Annotated in this window: 24 protein-coding genes and 1 pseudogene; 6 read left to right on the forward strand and 19 right to left on the reverse strand. The window is 56.4% G+C overall.

Annotation, left to right across the window (positions count from 1 at the left end; genetic code table 11):
• Positions 1-5 precede the first annotated feature (5 nt).
• The gene (locus tag QLG21_RS16765; RefSeq protein WP_102891686.1) at positions 6-989 is read left to right on the forward strand and encodes a quinone oxidoreductase; all 984 of its coding nucleotides are present in this window, start codon (positions 6-8) and stop codon (positions 987-989) included.
• Between the two features lie 184 nt (positions 990-1,173).
• On the opposite strand, the gene pspG is transcribed toward QLG21_RS16765, so the two are convergent.
• From pspG to QLG21_RS16785, 4 genes are all read right to left on the reverse strand, one after another.
• Positions 1,174-1,416 (reverse strand): envelope stress response protein PspG, encoded by a 243-nt coding sequence (gene pspG / locus QLG21_RS16770; protein ID WP_042321165.1) that lies wholly within the window; start codon positions 1,414-1,416, stop codon positions 1,174-1,176.
• A gap of 136 nt (positions 1,417-1,552) precedes the next feature.
• On the reverse strand, positions 1,553-2,548 hold the full coding sequence (gene dusA / locus QLG21_RS16775; RefSeq protein WP_042321168.1) for a tRNA dihydrouridine(20/20a) synthase DusA: 996 nt from the start codon (positions 2,546-2,548) through the stop codon (positions 1,553-1,555).
• An 82-nt stretch (positions 2,549-2,630) separates the two neighbouring features.
• The gene (traF, locus tag QLG21_RS16780; protein ID WP_058610090.1) at positions 2,631-3,941 is read right to left on the reverse strand and encodes a conjugal transfer protein TraF; all 1,311 of its coding nucleotides are present in this window, start codon (positions 3,939-3,941) and stop codon (positions 2,631-2,633) included.
• 174 nt (positions 3,942-4,115) lie between these two features.
• Positions 4,116-4,604 carry a cupin domain-containing protein gene (locus tag QLG21_RS16785; RefSeq protein WP_006177479.1) on the reverse strand — a complete coding sequence of 163 codons (489 nt, stop codon included), beginning with the start codon at positions 4,602-4,604 and terminating at the stop codon, positions 4,116-4,118.
• Between the two features lie 115 nt (positions 4,605-4,719).
• Between QLG21_RS16785 and zur the strand changes: the two genes are divergently transcribed.
• Complete coding sequence (gene zur, locus QLG21_RS16790) at positions 4,720-5,232, forward strand: zinc uptake transcriptional repressor Zur (protein ID WP_088209299.1); 513 nt, start codon at positions 4,720-4,722, stop codon at positions 5,230-5,232.
• A 68-nt stretch (positions 5,233-5,300) separates the two neighbouring features.
• On the opposite strand, the gene QLG21_RS16795 is transcribed toward zur, so the two are convergent.
• The 5 genes and pseudogenes from QLG21_RS16795 to QLG21_RS16815 all read right to left on the reverse strand — a co-directional run bounded on the left by QLG21_RS16795 (position 5,301) and on the right by QLG21_RS16815 (position 8,118).
• Positions 5,301-5,510 (reverse strand): CsbD family protein, encoded by a 210-nt coding sequence (locus QLG21_RS16795; protein WP_042321172.1) that lies wholly within the window; start codon positions 5,508-5,510, stop codon positions 5,301-5,303.
• 48 nt (positions 5,511-5,558) lie between these two features.
• Positions 5,559-5,633: pseudogene (locus QLG21_RS16800) on the reverse strand (hypothetical protein); the annotation flags it as partial.
• The gene (dinF, locus tag QLG21_RS16805; protein ID WP_282484835.1) at positions 5,630-6,967 is read right to left on the reverse strand and encodes an MATE family efflux transporter DinF; all 1,338 of its coding nucleotides are present in this window, start codon (positions 6,965-6,967) and stop codon (positions 5,630-5,632) included. The gene dinF and the pseudogene QLG21_RS16800, both read right to left, overlap by 4 nt.
• Positions 6,968-7,032: 65 nt before the next feature.
• Positions 7,033-7,641 carry a transcriptional repressor LexA gene (gene lexA, locus QLG21_RS16810; RefSeq protein WP_006177483.1) on the reverse strand — a complete coding sequence of 203 codons (609 nt, stop codon included), beginning with the start codon at positions 7,639-7,641 and terminating at the stop codon, positions 7,033-7,035.
• Positions 7,642-7,749: 108 nt separating this feature from the next.
• The gene (locus QLG21_RS16815; RefSeq protein WP_006177484.1) at positions 7,750-8,118 is read right to left on the reverse strand and encodes a diacylglycerol kinase; all 369 of its coding nucleotides are present in this window, start codon (positions 8,116-8,118) and stop codon (positions 7,750-7,752) included.
• A 206-nt stretch (positions 8,119-8,324) separates the two neighbouring features.
• Between QLG21_RS16815 and plsB the strand changes: the two genes are divergently transcribed.
• A complete protein-coding gene (gene plsB / locus QLG21_RS16820; protein WP_042321176.1) occupies positions 8,325-10,745 on the forward strand; it encodes a glycerol-3-phosphate 1-O-acyltransferase PlsB in 2,421 nt (806 codons plus the stop codon).
• An 89-nt stretch (positions 10,746-10,834) separates the two neighbouring features.
• On the opposite strand, the gene ubiA is transcribed toward plsB, so the two are convergent.
• The 5 genes from ubiA to malK form a co-directional block, all read right to left on the reverse strand.
• On the reverse strand, positions 10,835-11,704 hold the full coding sequence (ubiA, locus tag QLG21_RS16825; RefSeq protein ID WP_282484836.1) for a 4-hydroxybenzoate octaprenyltransferase: 870 nt from the start codon (positions 11,702-11,704) through the stop codon (positions 10,835-10,837).
• 13 nt (positions 11,705-11,717) lie between these two features.
• Complete coding sequence (gene ubiC / locus QLG21_RS16830) at positions 11,718-12,215, reverse strand: chorismate lyase (RefSeq protein WP_042321179.1); 498 nt, start codon at positions 12,213-12,215, stop codon at positions 11,718-11,720.
• Positions 12,216-12,393: 178 nt separating this feature from the next.
• On the reverse strand, positions 12,394-13,344 hold the full coding sequence (gene malM / locus QLG21_RS16835) for a maltose operon protein MalM (protein WP_282484837.1): 951 nt from the start codon (positions 13,342-13,344) through the stop codon (positions 12,394-12,396).
• 113 nt (positions 13,345-13,457) lie between these two features.
• Entirely contained in the window at positions 13,458-14,783 is a 1,326-nt protein-coding gene (locus QLG21_RS16840) for a maltoporin (protein WP_088209294.1), read from the reverse strand.
• A 53-nt stretch (positions 14,784-14,836) separates the two neighbouring features.
• Entirely contained in the window at positions 14,837-15,946 is a 1,110-nt protein-coding gene (gene malK / locus QLG21_RS16845; protein ID WP_088209293.1) for a maltose/maltodextrin ABC transporter ATP-binding protein MalK, read from the reverse strand.
• Between the two features lie 371 nt (positions 15,947-16,317).
• Between malK and malE the strand changes: the two genes are divergently transcribed.
• From malE to malG, 3 genes are all read left to right on the forward strand, one after another.
• Positions 16,318-17,508 (forward strand): maltose/maltodextrin ABC transporter substrate-binding protein MalE, encoded by a 1,191-nt coding sequence (gene malE, locus QLG21_RS16850; protein ID WP_042321183.1) that lies wholly within the window; start codon positions 16,318-16,320, stop codon positions 17,506-17,508.
• A gap of 125 nt (positions 17,509-17,633) precedes the next feature.
• Positions 17,634-19,178, forward strand: coding sequence for a maltose ABC transporter permease MalF (malF, locus tag QLG21_RS16855; RefSeq protein WP_282484838.1), 1,545 nt, complete (start codon positions 17,634-17,636; stop codon positions 19,176-19,178).
• A 14-nt stretch (positions 19,179-19,192) separates the two neighbouring features.
• Complete coding sequence (gene malG / locus QLG21_RS16860) at positions 19,193-20,083, forward strand: maltose ABC transporter permease MalG (RefSeq protein WP_006177494.1); 891 nt, start codon at positions 19,193-19,195, stop codon at positions 20,081-20,083.
• Positions 20,084-20,176: 93 nt separating this feature from the next.
• Here malG and psiE read toward each other — a convergent pair whose 3' ends face one another.
• The 5 genes from psiE to yjbE form a co-directional block, all read right to left on the reverse strand.
• The gene (gene psiE / locus QLG21_RS16865; RefSeq protein WP_000202963.1) at positions 20,177-20,587 is read right to left on the reverse strand and encodes a phosphate-starvation-inducible protein PsiE; all 411 of its coding nucleotides are present in this window, start codon (positions 20,585-20,587) and stop codon (positions 20,177-20,179) included.
• Between the two features lie 178 nt (positions 20,588-20,765).
• A complete protein-coding gene (locus QLG21_RS16870) occupies positions 20,766-22,862 on the reverse strand; it encodes a YjbH domain-containing protein (RefSeq protein WP_006177496.1) in 2,097 nt (698 codons plus the stop codon).
• Positions 22,862-23,605 carry a capsule biosynthesis GfcC D2 domain-containing protein gene (locus QLG21_RS16875; RefSeq protein ID WP_282484845.1) on the reverse strand — a complete coding sequence of 248 codons (744 nt, stop codon included), beginning with the start codon at positions 23,603-23,605 and terminating at the stop codon, positions 22,862-22,864. Before QLG21_RS16875 ends, QLG21_RS16870 begins: the two co-directional genes overlap by 1 nt.
• A complete protein-coding gene (locus tag QLG21_RS16880; RefSeq protein ID WP_282484839.1) occupies positions 23,599-24,237 on the reverse strand; it encodes a YjbF family lipoprotein in 639 nt (212 codons plus the stop codon). Before QLG21_RS16880 ends, QLG21_RS16875 begins: the two co-directional genes overlap by 7 nt.
• A 63-nt stretch (positions 24,238-24,300) precedes the next feature.
• Complete coding sequence (yjbE, locus tag QLG21_RS16885) at positions 24,301-24,543, reverse strand: exopolysaccharide production protein YjbE (protein WP_006177501.1); 243 nt, start codon at positions 24,541-24,543, stop codon at positions 24,301-24,303.
• Positions 24,544-24,669: the final 126 nt, after the last annotated feature.

Genomic DNA, 24,669 nt, shown 5'->3' on the forward strand with positions numbered 1-24,669 from the left:
GGAGCATGGCAACGCGCATTGAATTCCAGAAACATGGCGGACCAGAGGTGCTTAAAGCGGTGGAGTTTACCCCCGGCGCGCCTGGCGAAAATGAAGTCCAGGTTGAAAACAAAGCTATCGGTATTAACTACATCGATACCTACATTCGCGGCGGTCTCTATCCGCCACCGTCCATGCCGAGCGGGCTGGGAACCGAAGCGGCGGGCGTGGTCATCGGCGTCGGCAGCGCGGTTAAGCATCTTAAAGAGGGCGATCGCGTGGTGTACGCCCAGTCGGCGCTCGGCGCGTACAGCTCTGTCCACAACGTTCCGGCGGATAAAGCCGCCCTGCTGCCGAATGCGATCTCCTTTGAACAGGCCGCGGCCTCATTCCTGAAAGGGCTGACGGTCTATTACCTGCTGCGCAAAACCTACGAAATCAAACCGGACGAGCAGTTCCTGTTCCACGCCGCCGCCGGGGGCGTAGGGTTAATCGCCTGTCAGTGGGCGAAGGCGTTAGGTGCGAAGCTGATTGGCACCGTAGGCAGCGCGCAAAAAGCCCAGCGCGCAAAAGAGGCGGGCGCGTGGCAGATCATTAACTACCGTGAAGAGAGCCTCGTCGAGCGTTTAAAAGAGATCACCGGCGGCAAAAAAGTGCGCGTGGTGTATGACTCGGTAGGCAAAGACACCTGGGAATCGTCGCTGGACTGCCTGCAGCGCCGCGGCCTGATGGTCAGCTTCGGTAACGCCTCCGGGGCCGTGACCGGCGTTAACCTTGGGATTTTGAACCAGAAAGGGTCGCTGTACGTGACGCGTCCTTCCCTGCAGGGCTACATCACCAACCGGGAGGAGCTGGAGGAAGCCAGCAACGAATTGTTCTCGTTGATCGCCAGCGGCGTGATTAAGGTGGATGTGGCAGAAGCGCAGAAATATCCGCTGGCCGATGCGCAGCGTGCGCACGAGGTGCTGGAGAGTCGGGCGACACAGGGGTCAAGTCTGCTTATTCCCTGATCCCTGAAAAGAAATTGGGCTTCCCGTGGGAAGCCCTTTCTTTTTTTAGTTCGGCTGTATGTAGGGTACAGCTCGATGAATTCTGTAGCGGCAGCCATAGTGACAGATTCGATAAGTAAATCCTATTCTGTTCTAAGCCCCGTCGCCGGAAAAGTTGCAGGTATGTGACGAACCCCTCAATACCTTAGTAACGGAACCGGTTATTACGCTGATAAGTGGGGAGTTTTGGCGATTTAATGGCCCGTATAGCCCACACGACGGCAACCGCCAGCAGCAGCCACGGCAGCAGCTTGATCGTCAGGGCAAACAACCCGCCGATAAACATCACCACCGTTGCGACGACCAGCGCCGCGAGAATGCCGAGTAACGAGACGCCCGTCACCATCAGCATGACAAAAAAGCCAATCACAAAAAGTAGTTCCAGCATGGTGCTCTCCCACGAGTTCCCGAATAATGCGTTAACCATTACAAGAAACGTGCCAAAACTAACCCGTTGTTCTGAAAGCAAAACGCCCCGCAGGATTTTGCGAGGCGTAGTGAATTTGACTATCTTTTAGCGAAATTTATCGCTTATCGGCAACCAGACGCAGGGCGTGCTCAAGCACGTCAATATCGGCCCCCGCTTTGTGCGCATTTTCACTGAGATAGCGTCGCCACTGGCGCGCCCCCGGAATCCCCTGGAACAGGCCGAGCATGTGACGCGTAATGTGGCCGAGCCAGGTTCCGTTGCTCAGCTCGCGTTCAATGTAAGGGTACATTGCGCGTACGACGGATACGGGGTCAGTATCAGCACCCTCGACGCCAAAGATTTCGCGATCGACCGTCGCCAGGATGCCAGGGTTTTGATACGCCTCGCGACCAACCATCACGCCGTCCATATGCGCCAGATGCGTTTTGGCCTCTTCAAGCGATTTTATGCCGCCGTTAATCGACATCGTCAGATGCGGGAAGTCACGCTTCAGCTGGTATACGCGCGGGTAGTCCAGCGGGGGGATTTCACGGTTCTCTTTCGGGCTAAGGCCGGAGAGCCAGGCTTTACGCGCGTGGATGATGAACATCTCGCACTCCCCTTTGCCTGAGACCGTGTCGATGAAATCGCACAGGAATTCGTAGCTGTCCTGGTCGTCAATGCCGATACGCGTTTTCACCGTGACCGGAATCGAAACCACGTCACGCATGGCTTTGATACTGTCGGCAACCAGCTGCGCGTTCCCCATCAGGCATGCGCCAAACATACCGTTTTGCACGCGATCGGACGGGCAGCCTACGTTGAGGTTGATCTCGTCGTAACCGCGCGCTTCGGCAAGCTTCGCGCACTGCGCCAGCGCCGCCGGATCGCTCCCGCCCAGCTGCAGCGCAACCGGATGCTCTTCGTCGCTGTAGGCCAGATAGTCCCCTTTTCCGTGGATAATCGCCCCGGTGGTCACCATTTCGGTGTACAGCAGCGTATGGCGGGAGAGCTGGCGCAGGAAGTAGCGGCAGTGTCTGTCCGTCCAGTCAAGCATCGGCGCTATGGAGAAACGGTGAGCGGGGAAAGCAGTCTGTAATTCTGACGACATGGCGAAGTTTTAAGCATCTGGTGGAAAAGGGGCGCTACTATAGCACAAAGAAACACCGGAGGCGGAGTGCCTCCGGTGCACTTTAGAAGGTCATGCTGAGCTGCGCGCCTGCGCCCCAGGTTTCATCTTCCCCATACAGTCCCATCAGGTCTACGTGGACCGTGTTGAACGGCGCAAAGCCCAGACCGCCGGTAAAGACATTGCTGTCGTTACCCTTCACGTCGGCACGGTAACCCGCACGCACCGCCAGCCAACTCAGCGGCGTGACTTCAGCACCTACGCCGACGTACTGAGAGGTATCTTCACTCTTAAAGCCTTTGGTTTCGGTCAAGTCACCGTCGGCGGTCAGCGTCACCAGATCGTTATGCCAGGCGGCACCGGCGGTGACCAGCGGGCGGATCTGATAGGTATCTTTGTAGCTCACCACTTCACCCGTGCGGCCATTGCGGATGCGAACATCTTTGGTGTCGATATCGCGCGACATCAGGTTCTGCCCGCTCACGCCCACCGTCCAGTGTTCACCGAAATCGGCGGCAATACCCGCATCAACGTTAAAACCGGTGTCGTCCGTACGGTAGCGGCTATCATTCCACTTGTTGCTGTCGTAATCGTAAATCGATGTGGTGTAGTTATAGACCCAGGTTTTCTGCAATTTTGGCGTCACGCCCACGGAGACCGGTACGCCGCCCAGGTCGAACTGACGGGCAACGGCGATACCGTAGTCGGAGACAATCGCCGCGCGGCCAGAGGCCGTGGAGTTGAGGTTTTTGGTGATTTGGTCAGTACCGTTCAGCGCAGCATCCAGCGCCACGCCTGCGGCCACCGCATCACTTCGTTGGATCCCGCGCAGGTAATCAATATCCTGCTGATCGATAGAGGAGCTGACGCGCCCGTGGGCATAACCTTTAGCCATAAACGCCACGGAGAGCACGTCGTTAGGAATGCTGACGGCAATCCCTGCACCGGCTGAAGCACGGGCGGTTTTGCCTTTAAGGTAATCCAGCTCGTCAGCGAGATCTTTCGCCGCGCCCTGGAACTGATTAATTGAGCCTAACGGATTGGTAATGATGTCGATGGGGGTGAGATTATCAATAACATCCTGATAGCGATTGATCTTATCGTTGATGTTATCAATTTCGTCCTGAAGGTTGTCTTTATCCGTAATTTGCGCGCCAACGGACGGTAATATTACCGTAACATCGTCCTCGGGTTTTGCCTTTGCTAATAACGCCGGGTTGATTAACGCCCCGCTGCCATAGCTCCCCGCCGCGACGCCCGTTCCACCCATTGCGTCGCTTCTCGCCTCCGCCCAGGTATTGGCTGCTCCCGCCTGATTTGCCATAAACAGGGAGACAGCGATGCTAACCACCGAAAATTTAAAATGTTTTTTCACAGTATGCTCGTCTTATAGTCTGTTATGAAATAACTCCCGTCTGTTATCACCCAAACAGGAACGAACTATTGCTGTGAATAAGAACGAAAAGACCCGCTATTTCTTTCCCTAAATAAAATTCCGTGAGGGCCTGTTGTTATGTGTGACGGCCCTCAATATTTATAGAAGAGGAAATTATTTTCGCCCAACTTTTCCATCGTGCGGGCCAAAAAACTGCGGAGGATGGTCAACCCAGCGGTCTTCACGCGTGGCGGCATACACCGGGTTGAGCGGATAGTAGATGCGGTTGTGCTTTTTATTGGCCTCTCCCACCACCAGTAACCGTACCTCCTCCTCGGTATTGTTGATAAAGGTATGGCAAACGCCGGTTCCGGCAGGAAAACCCACGCTGTCGCCCGGTTCCAGCTTCCACAGATAACCGTTGATCCAGGCTTCCGGGTAGCCTTCCAGCACGTAAACAAACTCCTCTTCATCGCTTTCCGCATGCGGATAAGAGGTGCGTCGGCCCGGCGGTAAACGCTCATGATGAATACCCATGCGGCTCAGCCCAAGCCTGCGGGCCAGCGGTGCGCCGATGGAAAACAGTTCGTTGCTATCGGGATAGGTTGCGTCGTCCGGGCCTTCAACGTCGCGCCAGTGTCGAATGCAGTCAGGTCTTTTCATGGTTAATGTCCGCTGTTGCAATGCGACAGGTATAGCACAGCCTGGGGAAACTCGGTGTTTTTAACAGAACATGATAAAGTGAGGGTTTTCCGCCCTATTACACCCGAGGTGCTTCATGGATAAGTCCACAACAGAGCTGTTAGTGCAGGCTGAAAAGCTGTGCGCGCAACGCAATGTGCGCCTGACTCCGCAGCGCCTTGAGGTACTGCGTCTGATGAGCCTGCAACAAGGTGCCATCAGCGCGTACGATCTGCTTGACCTGCTGCGTGAAAGCGAACCGCAGGCAAAACCGCCCACCGTCTATCGCGCGCTGGATTTTCTGCTTGAGCAGGGCTTTGTGCATAAGGTGGAATCGACCAACAGCTACGTGCTGTGTCACCTGTTCGATCAGCCCACCCACACGTCCGCAATGTTTATCTGCGATCGCTGTGGCGCGGTGAAAGAAGAAGGTGCGGAAGGGGTTGAAGACATCATGCATACGCTGGCGGCCAAAATGGGCTTCGCGCTGCGCCATAACGTCATTGAAGCACACGGGTTATGCTCCGCCTGCGTGGAAGTGGAATCCTGCAGCCATCAGGACGCATGTCAGCATGACCACTCCATCCTGGTGAAGAAAAAACCCCGCTAGCGGCAAAAGAAAAGGCGGCTCATGGCCGCCCTCAGGAGTACTTCCGTGTTCGCACGGGTGGTAATCAATTACCAGCGATAGTCGTTACGGGTTTCCCAGTCTTTGACTTCGGTTTCCGCCTGATCTTTCTCGTAACCGTAACGCTCCTGGATTTTACCTACCAGCTGGTCACGTTTACCTTCGATGACGGTCATGTCGTCATCGGTGAGTTTACCCCACTGTTCTTTCGCTTTACCTTTGAATTGCTTCCAGTTGCCGCCGATTTCGTCTTTATTCATAATCGTGTCCTCGTATTAAGCGTAAATTCGTATCGTCCGGTACGTGCATTTCTGCTGGACGTGATAATTATTATAGTCAGGGATTCGGCAGCCCGATTTATATTCAGAATCTTTAACCGTCACGATATATCAGAACGGGCAGGAAACCAGGTGTTGTTTCGCCAGTGACGGTGCCAGATAAAGGCCAGCGAGAGGCCCCGCAGGGAGAGGAATACCGCGAGCGCCAGCCACAAACCATGGTTACCCAGGTACGGCAGCGTAAAGAGCGTCAGACCAAAACCGGCCGCCGCAACTGCCATGCTGTTGCGCATTTCCGCGCCTCGCGTTGCACCAATAAACATACCGTCCAGCAGATAACACCAGACCCCCACCACCGGCAGGATCACCTGCCAGATGAGGTAATGGCTGGCCAGTTCACGCAGCGCCGGGAGTGAGGTGAGCTGCGCGATGATGTGCCCACCGAAACAGGCGTAGATCAGTGCAAATGCCAGTGCGACCAAACCCGACTGACGACACGCCGCCCGCCATACTTCGCGAAGCTGGCCGCTTTCACGCGCACCGTATGCCTGCCCGGAATGGGCTTCAACCGCATAGGCAAAACCATCCAGCGCGTAGGCGGTAAAGGTCAGGAGCGTCATTAACACCGCATTGACGGCAACAATTTCTGGCCCAAGGCGCGCCCCGAAGACCGTCAGCGCACCGAAGCAGAGCTGTAACAGCAGCGAGCGCAGCATGATGTCCCGATTGAGCGCCAGCAGCTTACGCATATTGCCCCGCCAGGCGGTTTTGAGCAGCGCAACCGAGATCCCGCGCATCGCCAGAACGCGCCAGACCATCCACAAGCCGATCAAAAATGTCCCGTACTCGGCGATTGCGGTTGCCAGCGCCGCCCCCCGCACGTTCATGTGCAGGCCCATGACCAGCCAGAGATCGAGCACAATGTTAAGCAGGTTACCGACCACCAGCAGGATCACCGGCGCGCGGGCGTACTGCACGCCCAGCAGCCAGCCAAGCAGAACCAGGTTTGCCAGCGAAGCGGGCGCACTCAGCCAGCGGATTTCGAGGAAACGCCGCGCCTGCTCCAGCACTGCTTCGCTGCCGCCCACGATATGCAGCGCCAGGTCTATCAGCGGCGTGCGCAGCAAAACGATCAGCGCGCCTGCACCGAGCGCCAGGAATAAAGATTGAACCAGCGCACGCGCCAGCCGCAGCGGATCTTTCGCGCCGTAGGCCTGGGCCGTCAGCCCTGTGGTGCTCATACGTAAAAAGAGCAGCAGCATAAAGAGGAAGCTGGTTGCCGTGGCGCCAATCGCCACGCCGCCCAGATAGACGGGGGAATCCAGATGACCAATAACCGCCGTGTCCACCAGGCCGAGCAGAGGAACGGTAATATTGGAAAAAATCATCGGCAGGGCGAGACGCCAGAGTGCCTTATCGGAAGCAGTCAGCAGTGACATGGGAAAATACCGGGGACGATAAAACGAGACGGGCCGCGGAGAAACCGCAGCCCGTCAGGAAGAGATTACAGCCATTCGCCGTTGCGGATAACGCCGACGGCCAGCCCTTCAATGGAGAAGTTGTGTTCGCGCAGGTCTACCACAATAGGCGTAAATTCGTTGTTTTCCGGCAGCAACTGCACGGTATTGCCTTGTTTTTTCAGGCGCTTAACGGTCACTTCATCATCGATGCGCGCAACCACAACCTGGCCGTTGCGTACGTCCTGCGTTTTGTGAACCGCCAGCAGATCGCCATCGAGAATACCGATGTCTTTCATCGACATCCCGCTAACGCGCAGCAGGAAATCAGCGCTCGGCTTAAACATACCGGGGTCCACCTGATAGTGGCTTTCGATATGCTGCTGTGCCAGCAGCGGTTCACCCGCCGCAACACGGCCAATCAGCGGAATACCCGTCTCTTCTTCAACAAGCAGACGAATACCACGTGATGCGCCAGAAACAATCTCAATGACGCCTTTACGCGCCAGCGCTTTGAGGTGTTCCTCAGCCGCGTTTGGAGAGCGGAAACCCAGACGCTGCGCGATTTCTGCACGCGTGGGTGGCATACCCGTCTGGCCGATATGATCCCGAATGAGATCAAACACCTCTTGCTGCCTGGTCGTTAACGCTTTCATTCCGCCCCCTGGGTGTATATACAGTTATGCTGTGAGTATATACAGTCAAAGGCGATTTTGGAACCAAAAACTGCACAAAAAACCAGGGACTTAATTATTCCTCGAGGCTCATCGGAAATGTGACCAAAGCAGCGTGACCCAGGTGATGGCCGCGATGATAATCGCCAGCAGCACGGCAGCCGATCCCATATCTTTAGCGCGACCCGAAAGCTCATGAAATTCTGAACCAATTCGGTCTACCACTGCCTCAATAGCGCTATTGATAATTTCCACTATCATCACCAGAAGTACGGAACCAATGAGGAGTACGCGGGTTATGGCATCAACATCAAGGAAACACGCGATGATAACCGCGACAATCGCGGCAACCGCTTCCTGGCGGAAAGCAGCTTCATTGATCCATGCGGCGCGGAAACCTTTCCATGAATAGCCTGCAGCTTTGATGATTCGGGTTAACCCAGTGGTATTATTGGCCATTAAAAGAACCTTATAGTGGAAATAGCGTCAGTAACTATACACAAAATCATTCATGCTGCCTCAGGCGAGCCTGAAGGATGCAGTGTATATAGCCGCAGCGCGTTTTGCTGCAGCCTGAAGTATGACGGGTAACAACAGAAATCTTGCGCGCTTTCTGTTATCCTTGCGCCGCAATTGCATTATTAACCAGAGGCTTTACATCGTTTATGTCCGGCTGGCCACGAATTTACTACAAGTTACTTAATTTACCATTAAGCGTCCTGGTAAAAAGTAAGTCTATCCCAGCAGAACCCGCGCTGGAATTAGGGCTCGATACGTCGCGCCCTATTATGTACGTTTTGCCTTATAACTCGAAGGCTGACCTACTGACGCTTCGCGCCCAGTGTCTGGCGCATGACCTTCCCGACCCGCTAGAACCGCTGGAAGTTGATGGCACATTGCTGCCACGCTATGTGTTTATCCACGGCGGGCCGCGCGTGTTCACCTATTACACGCCGAAAGAAGAGTCCATCAAGCTGTTCCATGACTATCTCGACCTGCACCGCAGCAATCCTGGCCTGGATGTGCAGATGGTACCGGTCTCCGTGATGTTTGGTCGTCGTCCGGGCCGCGAAAAAGGCGAGGAGAACCCGCCGCTGCGCATGCTCAACGGCATCCAGAAATTCTTCGCCGTCTCCTGGCTGGGGCGCGACAGCTTTGTCCGTTTCTCCCCTTCCGTTTCGTTGCGCCGCATGGCAGACGAACACGGCACCGACAAAATCATTGCGCAAAAACTGGCGCGCGTGGCGCGTATGCACTTTGCGCGTCAGCGTCTGGCCGCGGTTGGCCCGCGTCTCCCGGCGCGTCAGGATCTGTTCAACAAGCTTCTGGCGTCAAAAGCCATTGCTCGCGCCGTCGAAGACGAAGCGCGCAGCAAGAAAATCTCGCATGAGAAAGCCCAGCAAAACGCCATTGCGCTGATGGAAGAGATCGCCGCGAACTTCTCTTACGAAATGATCCGGCTTTCTGACCGTATTCTCAGCTTCACGTGGAACCGCCTCTATCAGGGGATTAACGTCCACAACGCCGAGCGCGTGCGCCAGCTGGCACACGACGGCCACGAGATTGTTTATGTGCCCTGCCACCGCAGCCACATGGACTACCTGCTGCTTTCCTACGTGCTTTATCATCAGGGCCTGGTGCCGCCGCACATCGCGGCCGGTATTAACCTGAACTTCTGGCCAGCAGGGCCGATCTTCCGCCGTCTGGGTGCGTTCTTTATTCGCCGTACCTTTAAGGGCAACAAGCTTTACTCCACCGTGTTCCGTGAATATCTGGGCGAGCTGTTCAGCCGCGGTTATTCCGTTGAGTACTTTGTCGAAGGCGGACGCTCCCGAACCGGTCGCCTGCTCGATCCGAAGACCGGCACGCTGTCGATGACCATTCAGGCGATGCTGCGTGGCGGCACGCGTCCGATTACGCTGGTGCCTATCTACATCGGCTATGAGCACGTCATGGAAGTGGGCACCTACGCAAAAGAGCTGCGCGGTGCGACCAAAGAGAAAGAGAGCCTGCCGCAGATGCTGCGTGGGCTGAGCAAGCTGCGCAACCTCGGTCAGGGCTACGTGAACTTCGGCGAGCCAATGCCGTTGATGACCTACCTTAACCACCACGTTCCGGAGTGGCGCGAATCTATCGACCCCATCGAAGCGGTACGCCCGGCCTGGCTGACGCCAACGGTAAACGGCATCGCCTCGGAGCTGATGGTGCGCATTAACAACGCAGGTGCGGCGAACGCCATGAACCTGTGCTGTACGGCGCTTCTGGCCTCGCGCCAGCGTTCACTGACCCGTGAACAGCTGACCGAGCAGCTCGATTGCTACCTCGACATTATGCGTAATGTTCCGTACTCCACCGACTCTACCGTGCCTTCTGCCACCGCCAGCGAGCTTATCGACCATGCGCTGCAGATGAACAAGTTTGAAGTCGAAAAAGATACGATCGGCGATATCATCATTCTGCCGCGCGAGCAGGCCGTGCTGATGACCTACTATCGCAACAACATCACGCATATGCTGATGCTGCCGTCGCTGATGGCCGCCATCATTACCCAGCATCGTCGTATTTCTCGCCAGGAGCTGCTGCGCCATATTGCGGCCATCTACCCGATGCTGAAAGCGGAGCTGTTCCTGCGCTGGAGCAAAGATGAGCTGGCGGCAGAGCTGGATAAATTGACGGAAGAGATGCGTCGTCAGGGGCTGGTGACCGTCACCGAAGACGAGCTGAACATCAACCCATCACGTTCCCGGACGCTGCAACTGCTGGCGGCAGGCGCGCGTGAGACGCTGCAGCGCTACGCTATTACCTTCTGGCTGCTGAGCGCGAACCCGTCCATCAACCGCGGTACGCTGGAAAAAGAGAGCCGGACGCTGGCCCAGCGCCTGTCCGTTCTGCACGGCATTAACGCGCCGGAATTCTTCGACAAGGCCGTGTTCAGCTCTCTGGTGCTGACGCTGCGTGATGAAGGGTTTATCAGCGACACGGGCGATGCCGAGCCGGAAGAGACGATGAAGATCTACCAGATGCTGGCAGACCTGATTACCTCGGACGTGCGTTTAACGATCGAGAGTGCGACGCAGGGCGAATGATGTTAAAGCCGGGTGGCGCTAACGCTTACCCGGCCTACATGTTCCGCTAAATCGTAGGCCGGGTAAGGCGAAGCCATCACCCGGCTTTTTTATGACCAGTAACTCATCGCCAGCCCGATAAACAGCACCAGGCCAACGTAGTTATTGTTTAAAAACGCCTTAAAGCAGGCTTCACGCTCACGCTTCGCAATCAGCTTTTGCTGATACGCAAACAGCAGTCCGGCCACCAGCACGGACCAGTAAAACTCCCAGTTCAGCCCGTTCAGGCGACCAATGGCGACCATCAGGGCCACAACCGCGACCTGCATAATGCCGATGATCAGCTTGTCATGACGGCCAAACAGGATCGCCGTTGATTTGATGCCAATCTTGAGGTCATCGTCACGGTCGACCATCGCATATTGCGTATCGTACGCCACGGCCCAGAGAATATTGGCCAGGAACATGAGCCAGCAGCTGAGTGGTACGGATTCGCTCACCGCCGCAAACGCCATCGGGATCGACCAGCCAAACGCCGCGCCCAGCACCACCTGCGGAAGATGGGTATAGCGCTTCATAAACGGGTAGATCCACGCCAGTGCCAGCGCGGCCACGGAGAGCAGGATCGTCATGGTGTTCAGGGTTAACACCAGCAGGAAGGAGAGCGCAATCAGCACCACGAACAGCGTGCGGGCCTCTTTCTCGGTAACCTGACCACTCGGCAGCGGGCGGTTGGCCGTACGCTTAACGTGACCGTCAAATTTCCTGTCGGCATAATCGTTGACCACGCAGCCTGCGGCGCGCATCAGCCAGACACCTGCCACAAACACCGCCAGGATCCACAGCGGCGGTAAGCCCGGGGTGGCTACCCACAGCGCCCATAACGTTGGCCACAGCAGCAGCAACGCGCCAATGGGCTTATCGGTACGCATCAAGCGGTGATAGGCCAGCAGCTTGTCCTGCGTCAGACTCCACTCCATTTTTTTCTTCCTCTTAGTACAACGGCGATGCGGGTAGAAACAGCTCCGTCAGTATTAACGGTTTACCACTCAGGCGAAGACGGGAACGGCGTCCCCACAGATCGGCATCGCGACCAATCTCAATAAAATCTCGGGTTAACTCGGACGAAGTAAAAAGATAGCGCCCCAGCGGCGTTTTTCCCAGTCGTTGCAGTGCAAGCTCAGGCCCGGAAAGCGTTGATTCAGGCACAACCGTCCGCCCGGCAAGCCACGGCTCGCCATCGGCACACAGTAAAATTTCACGTAACCAGTAGCGTTCTTCACGCGGCAGCAGCGGCAGTTCATCGGCAATCGCATCAGTTGAGACAAACCCTTCCTGAATCAGCGTCACCGTGACCGTTTTTCCCTGTTGTTCAAAACGTTTTGTCATGGAATCTTCCAGCAGCAGCCAGTCGAGCTGCGCCGGGTCAAGCGCGGGTATGTGGTCTAAATAGCGCAGCGCACGCAGGTGCATAAGCGCAGGGTGTGACATGCCAGACTCTCCGATACATAACGTTATCGCATTGTATCGCAGAAAAGCAGATTGAGGGCGGCCAAACGATATTTAGCGATCACTATCGCAACAATGGCGCAACAGCACGGGCGGCACGAAAAAGAGTGCGCCCACTCAGGCGCACTAAAACGAACAAATCAGCACTGTGGGGAGACGGTCACCCCTTGCCTTTTACACTGCTGATAAAGGTGGAACGGGCAGTGGTCGACCCTAAACGCTCGGCTTCATCAAGCAGTTTCAGCGCTTTGTCGACGTCGCCGTTTTTCACCGCCTGCTTAATGGCGTTGTTGAAATAGGTTTCGGTATCGTTCAGTACTGGCTCAGCTTTTTTCGCCGGTGCCGGCGCTGGCGCAGCGGCCGCTGGTGCTGCCGCGGCAGGCGCTGCGTATACCGGCGCCGCGGTGTTACCCACCGTCACCGGACCTGGTCCAGACGAGCCGAACAATGGGCCAACGAGCACGCTGGACGCACTGTTTGTAGACACTTTCAGTTTGATCAGACCATCGGTGGTGTGGCGGGCAAGCGGGTCCGGAATATCAGGAACCGCGTTTCCGGCTCCTTTTGCATAGGCTTTTGCCGGGTCAACCAGCTTCGTGGTTTGCTGAAGATCGTTGTCGGTGGTAAAGACCAGCACGTAAATTTTTTGCTGCCCCAGCGCTGGCGTCAGGCGCATCACCCCTTCCAGGCGGTCCGCGCTCATTACACCCGGTTCCTGATAGTTAAAGTAATTGCCTGGGAAGAACGCTGACGGCGTCATGTTTTGGTCGAGGATCAGCACGTTAGGGGCAAAAACGCTGGTCTGCTTGTTCACTTCGCTGGTCAGCGTAAGGGTTAATTCACCGATGTTGGCCGGCACGCTAAACGCGGCAACCGGGCCGCTGATGCCCGGCACGTTCAGTGACTGACCGCCAGCGGAAAGCTGTGTGGTTTGTACTTTCGATTGATCAACCGGCGTCCACACCAGCTGCTGAAGTGCCGCCGCCGGGATCGCTGGCGCAGCACTGGTATTCTGAGGAACGAAATTGACATCTGCAAAGGTGATCGCTGGCGCACTAGCCAGCAGGCCCGCAGAGAGGCACAGCGCGACGAGACTTTTCTTCATTTTCATTGTTATTACCTCTGATAGCGTGAACGCTGCGGTGGCCAGGCAATAGCGCGCAGCGCCCTAAGGAAAGAGGGGCTTGCGCCCCTCTTTTCGGTCATTACGTCAGGTCTTGCGAATTACCACCAGATTTCCATCTGGGCACCGAAGGTCCACTCGTCGTTATCTCCACGACTGAAGGTCTTCGCGGAAGTATCGTTATACGCCACGCCAGAGGTGTAACCAGCGTCGTCGTTGGTTGCATAACCCCACTTCTCATCCCACTTCGCATAGGTTGCGAAGACGCGGATTGCCGGACGAGACCAGATGCTGTCGCCTGCCTGCCACTGCTGGGCAAGGGTGATTTTGTACTGGCTGTTTCGGTCGTCGGTTTTCTGCGATTTAACGTTGTCGTAGCCCACTTCCAGCAAGGTGCTCATGATCGGCGTCCATTTGTACATTGGACGAACACCCACGGTCCACCACTCGGTACCGTTGTTATTGTCACGGTCGATATTCTGATACATACCGACGTACATCAGGTCCCAACGCTCAGCCAGGGTGATTGCACCGTGGTCCAGCACACGCCACATGGAACCATCGTTATCAATGCTTCCGCCTTGCGGGATGCCTTTACCGTTAGAGGTCATGGAGTCCGTACCGTACTGCAGAACGAACTTGTTGAAGCCTTTCATCATGCTCTGGGTATGTTCGGCGGTTAAGAGCCAACCATCTTTAGAAGCGCCAGGCTGCAGGTAGTAGTCATCAGGAATGTTGGTGTGACCGTAGTCAACGCCCAGCTCCAGCGTACCGCCTGGGTTAATTTCCATTCCGGCTAAACGCACGTCGAACACGTCGTTTGGTACAACGTTGTCATAAATACGGTCACCGTTCGCGTCACGATCGGCGAAGGTTGCAGAACCGCCTGCTTCAGAAGAACGGGTGGCTGCCAGAGAGAGTTTACCGAAGCCCAGATCGATGTTTTCGATACCCGCACCAGGACCTGAGATATCCCAGTAGTAGAAGTCGATCATGTGAACGTCATGACGCTGATAGAAGCGCTTACCGGCCCAGATGGTGGAGCCTGGCAGCCATTCAATCAGGTTTTTACCCTGCACGTTTGCTTCACGGAAGGCCGGACTGGTGGATTCCCAGTCGTTCTGCTGAGACACGGAATAGGCAACGTTAGTGTCGAAGTAGAAGCTCTTGTCGCCTTCTTTCCACACTTCCTGACCCAGTTTCAGTTCCGCATAGGTTTCACATTCGTTACCGAGACGGTATTTACTTTGAGCACCGGTTGCCTGGAAACACTGTTGTTCACCGCCACTTCCGGTCCAGCCAATGCCGGAACGAGCATAACCTTTAAAGTCTACGGCACCCGCCTGGGCAGACAGGATGCCTGCCGCAATGGCGACTGCCAGGGGGACTTTGCGCAGAGTAATCATCGTTCTATCTCCTGAGATCATTGCTTTTCTTTGAACACTTCACCTGTCGGTTTCGTGCTTATTATTGGGATTGCTTAGACGCCTGGCTCTTTATGCAGCCGACGACATGCGGTGCCATCTTCACGGAACAGATGACAGCGCTCTGGCGGCAAACCGATAGCGAATGTGGCACCCTCTTCTACCAACACCACGTCGTTCTGGCGGTAAACCAGGTTCTGACGGATGGCGGGGATCTGGATATGAATCTGTGTTTCGTGACCAAGTTGTTCGACGACCTGAACAATCCCTTCCAGCGTCACATCGGCGATGTGGCTTGGCAGCAGATGCTCAGGACGAATGCCGAGGGACATATTTGCCCCGACCTGTACGTTAGCGCTGTCAACCGGCAGCCACACTTGTTGACGGTTTGGCAGCTCCACCTGTACCTGTTCAATCGCCGTGGCGGTCACTTTAACGGGCAGGAAGTTCATCTTCGGCGAGCCGATAAAGCCCGCGACGAAGCGGTCTGCCGGGTAGTGATACAGCTCCAGCGGTTTGCCCACCTGCGCGACGCGACCGGCGTCCAGCACCACAATTTTGTCGGCCAGCGTCATCGCTTCGACCTGATCGTGGGTGACGTAAATCATCGTGCGGCCAAGGCGCTTGTGCAGACGGGAGATTTCGATACGCATCTGGACGCGCAGGGCGGCATCCAGGTTAGAAAGTGGTTCATCCAGCAGGAACACGCGCGGTTCCGCCACCAGCGTACGGCCAATTGCCACGCGCTGACGCTGACCACCGGAGAGCGCTTTTGGTTTACGCTCCAGCAGGTGCGCCAGCTGTAATACTTCGGCGACCTGGGTCACGCGCTGGTTGATGATCTCTTTTTTCGCCCCTGCCAGCTTCAGGCCAAAGGACATGTTTTCGGCAACGGACAGATGGGGATAAAGCGCATAGGACTGGAAGACCATGCCGACGCCACGTTCGGCGGGCGGGATGTCGTTCATCCGGCTTTCACCAATAAACAAATCACCGCTGGTGATGGTTTCAAGACCGGCAATCATACGCAGCAGAGTCGATTTACCACAGCCAGATGGACCGACGAACACCACGAACTCGCCTTCGTTGATGTCCAGATTGATGTCTTTTGACACCACTACGTCGCCCCAGGCTTTCGTTACATTACGCAGCTGTACGCTCGCCATGCCCTTCTCCCTTCGTTACAACCTGTCACCGACAGAAACATTCAAGATAAGTTCACTATGCGTCTTCCATTACTTTCGTGAATCCTCCACCCCCCACCTTTTTCATGGGGGAGGAGGCGGGAGGATGAGAGAGCAGGCTCTGCGACCAGCGCCGGTGGGCTTAGGCGAAAATCGTGAAGCAGCCTGCAAAAATCAGTGGGCTTTTGTGTGCGCCAGCACTCATAACTTAAATTTATGCAACGGAGATCACATTAACAGGGGGTGGGGCGTAGGGCTCAGGAGGATGGAAAGAGGATGTCAAATAAGGAGACTGAGTCACGTTGAACCACTGCAGACGTACCCTGAGCACATCACCAAAAAGGATGGCAGATATGAAGATCAAGACTGGCGCACGCGTTTTCGCATTGTCCGCCCTGGCAGCAATGATGATTTCCGCACCGGCTCTCGCCAAAATTGAAGAAGGTAAGCTGGTTATCTGGATTAACGGCGACAAAGGCTATAACGGCCTGGCCGAAGTGGGTAAAAAATTCGAGAAAGACACCGGCATCAAAGTGACCGTTGAACACCCGGACAAGCTGGAAGAGAAATTCCCGCAGGTTGCGGCGACCGGCGACGGCCCGGACATCATCTTCTGGGCGCATGACCGTTTCGGTGGTTACGCCCAATCAGGCCTGCTGGCTGAAGTGACGCCAGACAAAGCCTTCCAGGACAAACTGTTCCCGTTCACCTGGGACGCGGTTCGTTATAACGGCAAACTGATCGCCTATCCTGTTTCGGTTGAAGCGCTCTCGCTGATTTACAACAAAGACCTGGTGCCAAACCCACCGAAAACCTGGGAAGAGATCCCTGCCCTGGATAAAGAGCTGAAGGCGAAAGGTAAGAGCGCCCTGATGTTCAACCTGCAAGAGCCGTACTTCACCTGGCCGCTGATTGCTGCCGACGGCGGTTACGCGTTCAAGTTTGAAAACGGCAAGTACGACGTGAAAGACGTGGGCGTGGACAACGCCGGCGCGAAAGCCGGTCTGGGCTTCCTGGTTGATCTGATCAAGAACAAACACATGAACGCGGATACCGACTACTCCATCGCGGAAGCGGCGTTCAACAAAGGAGAAACCGCGATGACCATCAACGGTCCGTGGGCCTGGAGCAACATCGACAAGAGCAAAATCAACTACGGCGTCACGCTGCTGCCAACCTTCAAAGGCAAGCCGTCTAAACCGTTCGTTGGCGTGCTGAGCGCGGGTATCAACGCCGCCAGCCCGAACAAAGAGCTGGCGAAAGAGTTCCTGGAAAACTACCTGCTGACCGATCAGGGTCTGGAGGAAGTGAACAAGGACAAACCGCTGGGCGCCGTGGCACTGAAATCGTTCCAGGACACGCTGGCGAAGGATCCGCGTATCGCGGCAACGATGGATAACGCCCAGAAAGGCGAAATCATGCCGAACATCCCTCAGATGGCCGCATTCTGGTACGCCACCCGTACCGCGGTAATCAACGCCGCAAGCGGTCGCCAGACCGTCGACGCAGCACTGAAAGATGCGCAGGGTCGTATTACCAAGTAATGCCGTAGTTCCCTCTCCCTTTGGGAGAGGGTTAGGGTGAGGGTTGTCGCGATCCGCGCGCCCTCACCCCGGCCCTCTCCCCCAGGAGAGGGAGAAAAGATCACACGTTGTAGAGGAAGAACCCCATGGATGTCATTAAAAAGAAACGCTGGTGGCAAAGCGACGCGCTGAAGTGGTCAGTGATTGGTCTGCTCTGTCTGCTGGTGGGTTACCTTGTTGTTTTAATGTACGTACAAGGGGAGTACCTGTTCGCCATCATGACGCTGATTTTAAGCTCTGCTGGCCTGTATATTTTCGCCAACCGTAAAGCTTACGCCTGGCGCTATGTCTATCCGGGCGTGGCCGGGATGGGGCTGTTCGTACTGTTCCCGCTAATCTGCACCATCGCCATCGCCTTCACCAACTACAGCAGTACCAACCAGCTCGCGCAGGAACGCGCGGTGCAGGTGCTGATGGACCGTGCTTATCAGGCGGGTAAAACCTTTAACTTCGGCCTGTATCCGGAAGGCAATAAGTGGAAGTTAGCGCTCACTGACCAGGAAACCCAAAAGGTCTTTATCTCCGACGCGTTCACATTTGGCGGCGTACAAAAGCTGCCCCTGAAAGAGGCCGCAGCCCTGCCGGAAGGTGAACGTGCAAACCTGCGTATCATCACCCAGAATCGTCAGGCGCTGACCCAGCTCACCGCCGAACTGCCGGATGAAAGCAAAGTGACCATGAGCTCGCTGCGCCAGTTCTCCGGCACCCAGCCGCTTTACACCAAAGCGGATGACGGCACGCTGACCAACAACCAGAGCGGCGTGAAATACCGTCCGAACAACGATATCGGTTTTTATCAGTCGGTGAATGCCGACGGCAGCTGGGGCGACGACAAACTCAGCCCGGGCTACACCGTGACCATCGGCTGGGATAACTTCACCCGCGTCTTTACCGACGAAGGGATCCAGAAACCGTTCTTCGCCATCTTCGTCTGGACGGTGGTCTTCTCGGTGCTGACCGTGATCCTGACCGTCGCCGTGGGCATGGTACTGGCGTGTCTGGTGCAGTGGGAATCCCTGAAGGGCAAAGCGATTTACCGCGTGCTGCTGATCCTGCCCTACGCCGTGCCGTCGTTTATTTCAATTCTGATTTTCAAAGGGCTGTTTAACCAGAGCTTCGGTGAAATCAACATGATGCTGAGCGCGCTGTTTGGCATCAAACCGGCCTGGTTCAGCGACCCGACGACCGCCCGCTCGATGATTATCATCGTCAACACCTGGCTGGGCTATCCGTACATGATGATCCTGTGCATGGGGCTGCTGAAGGCTATCCCGGACGATCTGTACGAAGCCTCGGCGATGGACGGCGCAGGCCCGTTCCAGAACTTCTTCAGAATTACGCTGCCGCTGCTCATCAAACCGCTGACCCCGCTGATGATCGCCAGCTTTGCCTTTAACTTTAACAACTTCGTGCTGATTCAGCTGTTGACCAACGGTGGGCCGGACCGCCTGGGCACTACCACCCCGGCAGGCTATACCGACCTGCTGGTGAGCTACACCTACCGCATCGCCTTTGAGGGCGGCGGCGGTCAGGACTTCGGCCTGGCGGCGGCAATTGCCACGCTGATCTTCCTGCTGGTGGGCGCGCTGGCGATTGTGAACCTGAAAGCCACACGCATGAAATTCGACTAAGGAGGGCACAGAATATGTCTATGGTCCAACCCAAATCTCAAAAGCTGCGCCTCTTTGCAACGCACTTAGGTCTGCTGATATTTATCGCGGCAATTATGTTCCCGCTGCTGATGGTCATCGCGATTTCCCTGCGTTCGGGCAACTTCGCAACCGGCAGCCTGATCCCGGATGAAATCTCCTGGGAGCACTGGAAGCTCGCGCTGGGCTTTAGCGTTGAGCACGCGGATGGCCGCGTTACGCCGCCGCCGTTCCCGGTGCTGCTGTGGCTGTGGAACTCCGTGAAAGTGGCGACCATCACCGCAATCGGTATTGTGACGCTGTCCACCACCTGTGCTTACGCCTTTGCCCGCATGCGTTTCCCGGGCAAAGCAACGCTGCTGAAAGGGATGCTGATTTTCCAGATGTTCCCCGCGGTGCTTTCGCTGGTGGCGTTGTATGCCCTGTTTGACCGCCTGGGCCAGTACGTGCCGTTTATTGGTCTTAACACCCACGGCGGCGTGATCTTCGCCTATCTTGGCGGTATCGCCCTGCACGTGTGGACCATCAAAGGGTATTTCGAAACCATCGACGGCTCGCTGGAAGAAGCGGCGGCGCTGGATGGCGCAACCCCGTGGCAGGCGTTCCGCCTCGTGCTTCTGCCGCTGTCGGTGCCGATTCTGGCGGTGGTGTTTATTCTGTCGTTTATCGCCGCGATCACCGAAGTTCCGGTCGCTTCCCTGCTGCTGCGTGATGTTAACAGCTACACGCTGGCGGTCGGGATGCAGCAATACCTCAACCCGCAAAACTACCTGTGGGGCGACTTTGCCGCTGCGGCCGTCCTTTCCGCTATCCCGATTACCGTCGTGTTCCTGCTGGCACAGCGCTGGCTGGTTAACGGCCTGACGGCGGGCGGTGTGAAAGGTTAAGTTTCAATGTGTTATGCCACTGCAACCCTCAACTTTGACGTATTGTATTGAACCAACTTGTGACTGTTAGGCGCTCCCCGGAGCGCCCTTTTTTTATTCGCGTTTCAGCCGCTTCGAGTTGCACAGCCAGAGGGTGATCACCAGCAGCAGGATCGCCGCAGAGTAGATCAGCACGTCGAGCGGGGATTTGTGATCGACGATGATCAGCCGCACTATCGCGGTGATCCCGATATAGACAAAGTAGCGCAGCGGGAAGTGAAAGCCGGACTGAAAATACTTCACAATCAGGGCGATAAATTCAAAGTAGAGAAAGTAGACCACCAGGCCTTCCACCAGCGCATATTTGCTGGTTTGCTCAGGGGCGAAGAGCACATCTGCCAGATGCACCGTCTCTTTGCCGAGAAAGACGACCAGAATCAGACCAAGGCTCAGCAGACCGAGGTTCAGCACGGTCTGGAGGATGGTTGAGATAAACTCAACGCGTGGGCGAGTCAGGGATGTCATACAGCACCTCATTCTCCAGGACGAGGTTCCTGTATAACGCAAAAATGTGACGGGGATCTATATTTTTTGTTTATGTTTTGCTCGCAGCAGCATTCCTGCCGGGCGGCACTGCGTTTGCCCGGCCTACAAAAAAACTATCGTAGGCCCGGTAAGCGCAGCGCCACCGGGCAATCAAGCATCAACGGAAGTTAATGTTCTTATCGCTGGTCATGTCATACAGCTGGAACTTACGTCCAAGCTGCTGGCCCCCGTCGCGCGTCAGCGGCGTCCAGCCCACGGCGGCACGACTGCGGGTTGGGCCTGACGAGAAGAGATCCAGCGGAATCGAGACATACACGCCTTTGGTGAAATCCCCTTCACCGTATTCGTCCGGCGAAACGTTGGTGATGGTGGCATAACCGCCCACGACCACGCCGCTGTCGAAGTGTTTCGAGATGTCCAGCGTGCCGCCCTTGTCGCCTGCCAGATACTGGCCGACGCTGGCTTTGACCAGCACATCCTGGGCGAACGACGGCGTCCAGTAGGCGGTGAGATGGCCCGTTTTGACGCTGTAGTCGGTGAACTTCATCATGTCCTGGGCGCTGCGCCAGTCACGCTGTTTCACATAGTTGGCGTCAATGCCGAACGCCCAGTTGCTGTCGACAGGGCGGTAAAGCACCTCCGCCCCCGCGCCACCGTACATGGTTTCCAGATAGCCGCCGTACACCTGGCCGTAAAAACCGTTGCCGAAGTACTGGAAGTAGTTGGCCTGCAGGTTGTTCACGTAAGCATTGTTCTGCACATATTCACGTACGCGGGTACGCACGCGCGGCAGCTTCGAGTCGTTCGGCGGGTTGGTGTAGTTGAACTTGTCGTAGTTGTTGGCAATGTTGCCGAACAGGCTGCCGGTGGTCAGCAGGTGGTCGGTAACCCACAGATCCGCGGTTGCCATCACGCCAAGCTGGTACATGTAGAAGTTTTCCGGCCCGCCGACGGACTGGTTCAGCACCGGGTCGATGTGGAAATCAAAGCGCGATTTATCAATGTACCAGCCCTGCTCGGTCGATTCCGGCACGACCGGCTCGATGCGTTTTTGCACCAGCTCGGTTTCATGCCCCAGCGGTTCGCCTTCAAGATGACGACGCAGGCTGGCGACGTCGGTTTCCGTGGTCACCTGCGGCAGGTTAAGGCGGTTTTCCGTTACGCGGATCGTGCGGATCCCCTCAGGCAGATCGTTCATAACGATCCGGTTAGCGCGTTCGATCCCTTCGCGCGAGTCGCGATATTTCACCTGCTCGCCGGTAACGTAGAGCGTATCGCCCTTAGTCTGGATCTTCGGATCGGCAAATCCGGCGTTGTACTTCAGCAGCGTCAGCTGGTTGGCGACGACGGAGTGCTGGATGATGGCGTCCTGCGGCTCCGGCTGGTACGCAGGCCGGGCATTGTCGTTATAGTGCGGACGCATGTCGTTAAAGTTGGTGCGCAGCGTGAAGCCAAACATCACGGTATTGCCGCGCTCGTAGCTGAGGTTAACGTCGGCCCAGTCGGTGACGCGGTAAATGGCGCCGACGTTAAACTTGCTCTTCTGCTCAATCTTCCCGGCAAAATCTTCGCTGTAGTTATTCCCTTCATACTCCAGCTTCAGGCGCAGCGGTTGCCACGGCGTTTGGTATTCGATGCCGCCAAACAGCGAGGCCGGGCCGTGGAACATCTGGTCGCCGTTGATGGAGCCGGCTTTTTTATAGCTGTTATCCCGGTAGCAATATTTGTCGCTGTAGGAGCAGAACGGGTTTTTGACGTTGCCGCTGGTACCGAGGTAGCCCCAGCCGAGGCCGAGTGAGAAATCAAACGGTCCCCAGGCTTTGCTGGCCACAACGTATTCCGCATCAAACAAGCCGGTACCGCCGATATCTTTCGCGCCGACGGAGACCTGTGGCATCCAGTAGCTCTCTTCCCACAGGCGCAGCTTCACGTCGAAGGCTTTGTCTTTATAGGTTTGATCGCCGGAGAATGCGTCGACGCTGCTGTACTGTTTCGTGCGCACGTCGGTATAGCGCAGCGTGGTTTCGAGCCACGGGAACAGCTGCACCGACGCAGAGTAGTAGCGATACTGATCGTTATCGCGGTAGTTAAGGCTGATTTCACCTTCACGCGCCATCCGCGCGGTAGGCGTTTGCAGTAAACCGACGCCACCAAAATCGGATTGCGACGGGCCGATGGGCGCGGGCCAGGTTTCTGCATGGCAGGCGGCGCTGACGCACAGCGCCAGCATGCTGTAGAGATAGGTTTTTTTCATTAATCCGGGATCCGCTGCGTCAGGGAATGAAGGATATCGGCATTCAGCCCGTCATACGCCTTCGTCCAGAAATGGTCGGCAAAACCGACAAAAATCACGCTGCCGGGCATGGGTTCAATATGGCGCTTATTCCAGTACGCCACGGGCGCTTTTTGGGTATGCCCGTCCGGATAGACGATCCAGGCGTAGCTGTTATCCGCCCCGCTGAGCAGGCTTTGCTCGTCGAGATAGCTCGCCACGTCGCGGCCCGGCGTAAAAGGCTTTTTGCCCGGGCTGCTGATGAGCCCCATGACGGTGACGGTTGACGGCTGCGTCGGCAGCCAGAGCGTGTATTCCCCTTCCAGCGCCGGATTCCCCTTTTCCGCCACGCGCACGACATCGGGATCGAGGTTTATCGTCTGGCGTCCGGTGACCTTCAGCGCCTGAAGCTGCTGACGTACGCTGTTGATAGCGGCGGCGTCATAGCCATCTTCCTGACCAGCTAACCCGGTCAGTCGGGCGAGGAGCGCGTTATGCTTTTGTTCGGCCTCAACCGACGCCTGCCGCTCGCCGATCACCGCGCCGGGCCACCAGCTGTTGGCCAGCCTCGGTTGCCCGACGAGATCGAGCAGGTGTCCGGCGTTGGTTAAGGTTTTAGGCTGCGCGTTCTCCGGCGTGTATACCTTCACGGTGCCCGCAGACCAGGCCAGCGGCGCGGTAAAGCCGGCGAGCAGCACGATGGCGATAACGGTCTTTTTCATGATTTCGCCGCCTTGATCAGGGTGGTTTTCACCGGGAAGAAACCGGCGCCGAGGAACTGCAGGGACTGACGGATCTGCCCCTCTTCGTCCACCCAGTAGCGGTTGTGCCAGGTCGCCTGATCGGTTTTCACCTCTTCATCCAGCACGCGAACCTGCGTTTCGTCGCTGCCCACCTGCACGCTGTCCATACCGTCCCAGCGGAAGGTAGAGCGGGCCGTGGCGTAGCGCACCTGCTTGTGCTCGGTCCAGCCCATCGTGCGCGTCCAGCTTGCGCCGTCGGTGACCTGGTCAGGCTTGATGAGCGGATCGGCTGCGAGATTATTCACCTCCAGCAGGTTGTCACCGCCGAGCAGCGTTTTCACAATCCGGCCATGCTGCGTCACGATGGTGGCCTGATCCTGCGTCACCCATTTCTGCTGCCCGTTTTCATCGAAAGCGAGCACCACAAACAGCTGCGGGCCATCGTTTAACTGCATGTACTGGCTGGCATAGGGCATGTTCTGCAGTTCGTCATCGGTCAAATGCACGCCCGGCGTGCCAAACATGCTGTCCCACAGGGAATGTCCCAGCCCTTTAGTGGTGGCCGAGCACGCCTGCAGCAGCAGGCAAATCAGGATGATTGCAGGTCGCTTCACGACTCTTCTCCGAAGGGGCGAAATAACCACACCGAAGTGTGGTTATGATTAAAACACCCGGTATTACTGGGTGCTGGTCGTCGTAGTGGTCGTGGTTCCGGTATTGGAGCCATCACCGCCACCGGTTGCCGCCAGCGCGACACCCACGGCTGAACTTACGGTGCTCGTGCTGGATGCGGTAGAACTCCCCGCAGACGCAGACGTCGCTGCCGACCCTGCTGCTTCTCCGACCTGAACCGGAGCCGCATAGACAGATGTCGCCGCAAGCGCAGATATGGCAAAAATGCCATACAGTACTTTCTTCATAACAATTTCCCTTCAATGAATGAATGGAGATTTGCCCGAAAAGAAATTCAGGCGGAATCGAGTATACACAACTAAAGCAGAGGGATTACCGCATAAGGAAATAGCAGAAGGGTTTTCAGATTATTG

This window comes from Enterobacter sp. V87_3 (assembly GCF_029967835.1).
Lineage (GTDB): Bacteria > Pseudomonadota > Gammaproteobacteria > Enterobacterales > Enterobacteriaceae > Enterobacter > Enterobacter cancerogenus.

What these genes read in the sequence shown, in the direction of transcription:
- psiE (WP_000202963.1), bottom strand. Translation starts at nt 20,587, where the DNA reads ATGACATCCCTGACTCGCCCACGCGTTGAGTTTATCTCAACCATCCTC.
- yjbE (WP_006177501.1), bottom strand. Translation starts at nt 24,543, where the DNA reads ATGAAGAAAGTACTGTATGGCATTTTTGCCATATCTGCGCTTGCGGCG.
- QLG21_RS16815 (WP_006177484.1), bottom strand. Translation starts at nt 8,118, where the DNA reads ATGGCCAATAATACCACTGGGTTAACCCGAATCATCAAAGCTGCAGGC.
- QLG21_RS16870 (WP_006177496.1), bottom strand. Translation starts at nt 22,862, where the DNA reads ATGAAAAAAACCTATCTCTACAGCATGCTGGCGCTGTGCGTCAGCGCC.
- QLG21_RS16795 (WP_042321172.1), bottom strand. Translation starts at nt 5,510, where the DNA reads ATGAATAAAGACGAAATCGGCGGCAACTGGAAGCAATTCAAAGGTAAA.
- malF (WP_282484838.1), top strand. Translation starts at nt 17,634, where the DNA reads ATGGATGTCATTAAAAAGAAACGCTGGTGGCAAAGCGACGCGCTGAAG.
- malE (WP_042321183.1), top strand. Translation starts at nt 16,318, where the DNA reads ATGAAGATCAAGACTGGCGCACGCGTTTTCGCATTGTCCGCCCTGGCA.
- plsB (WP_042321176.1), top strand. Translation starts at nt 8,325, where the DNA reads ATGTCCGGCTGGCCACGAATTTACTACAAGTTACTTAATTTACCATTA.
- QLG21_RS16765 (WP_102891686.1), top strand. Translation starts at nt 6, where the DNA reads ATGGCAACGCGCATTGAATTCCAGAAACATGGCGGACCAGAGGTGCTT.
- zur (WP_088209299.1), top strand. Translation starts at nt 4,720, where the DNA reads ATGGATAAGTCCACAACAGAGCTGTTAGTGCAGGCTGAAAAGCTGTGC.
- pspG (WP_042321165.1), bottom strand. Translation starts at nt 1,416, where the DNA reads ATGCTGGAACTACTTTTTGTGATTGGCTTTTTTGTCATGCTGATGGTG.
- lexA (WP_006177483.1), bottom strand. Translation starts at nt 7,641, where the DNA reads ATGAAAGCGTTAACGACCAGGCAGCAAGAGGTGTTTGATCTCATTCGG.
- dinF (WP_282484835.1), bottom strand. Translation starts at nt 6,967, where the DNA reads ATGTCACTGCTGACTGCTTCCGATAAGGCACTCTGGCGTCTCGCCCTG.
- malG (WP_006177494.1), top strand. Translation starts at nt 19,193, where the DNA reads ATGTCTATGGTCCAACCCAAATCTCAAAAGCTGCGCCTCTTTGCAACG.
- ubiC (WP_042321179.1), bottom strand. Translation starts at nt 12,215, where the DNA reads ATGTCACACCCTGCGCTTATGCACCTGCGTGCGCTGCGCTATTTAGAC.
- ubiA (WP_282484836.1), bottom strand. Translation starts at nt 11,704, where the DNA reads ATGGAGTGGAGTCTGACGCAGGACAAGCTGCTGGCCTATCACCGCTTG.
- malK (WP_088209293.1), bottom strand. Translation starts at nt 15,946, where the DNA reads ATGGCGAGCGTACAGCTGCGTAATGTAACGAAAGCCTGGGGCGACGTA.
- QLG21_RS16840 (WP_088209294.1), bottom strand. Translation starts at nt 14,783, where the DNA reads ATGATCTCAGGAGATAGAACGATGATTACTCTGCGCAAAGTCCCCCTG.
- dusA (WP_042321168.1), bottom strand. Translation starts at nt 2,548, where the DNA reads ATGTCGTCAGAATTACAGACTGCTTTCCCCGCTCACCGTTTCTCCATA.
- malM (WP_282484837.1), bottom strand. Translation starts at nt 13,344, where the DNA reads ATGAAAATGAAGAAAAGTCTCGTCGCGCTGTGCCTCTCTGCGGGCCTG.
- QLG21_RS16785 (WP_006177479.1), bottom strand. Translation starts at nt 4,604, where the DNA reads ATGAAAAGACCTGACTGCATTCGACACTGGCGCGACGTTGAAGGCCCG.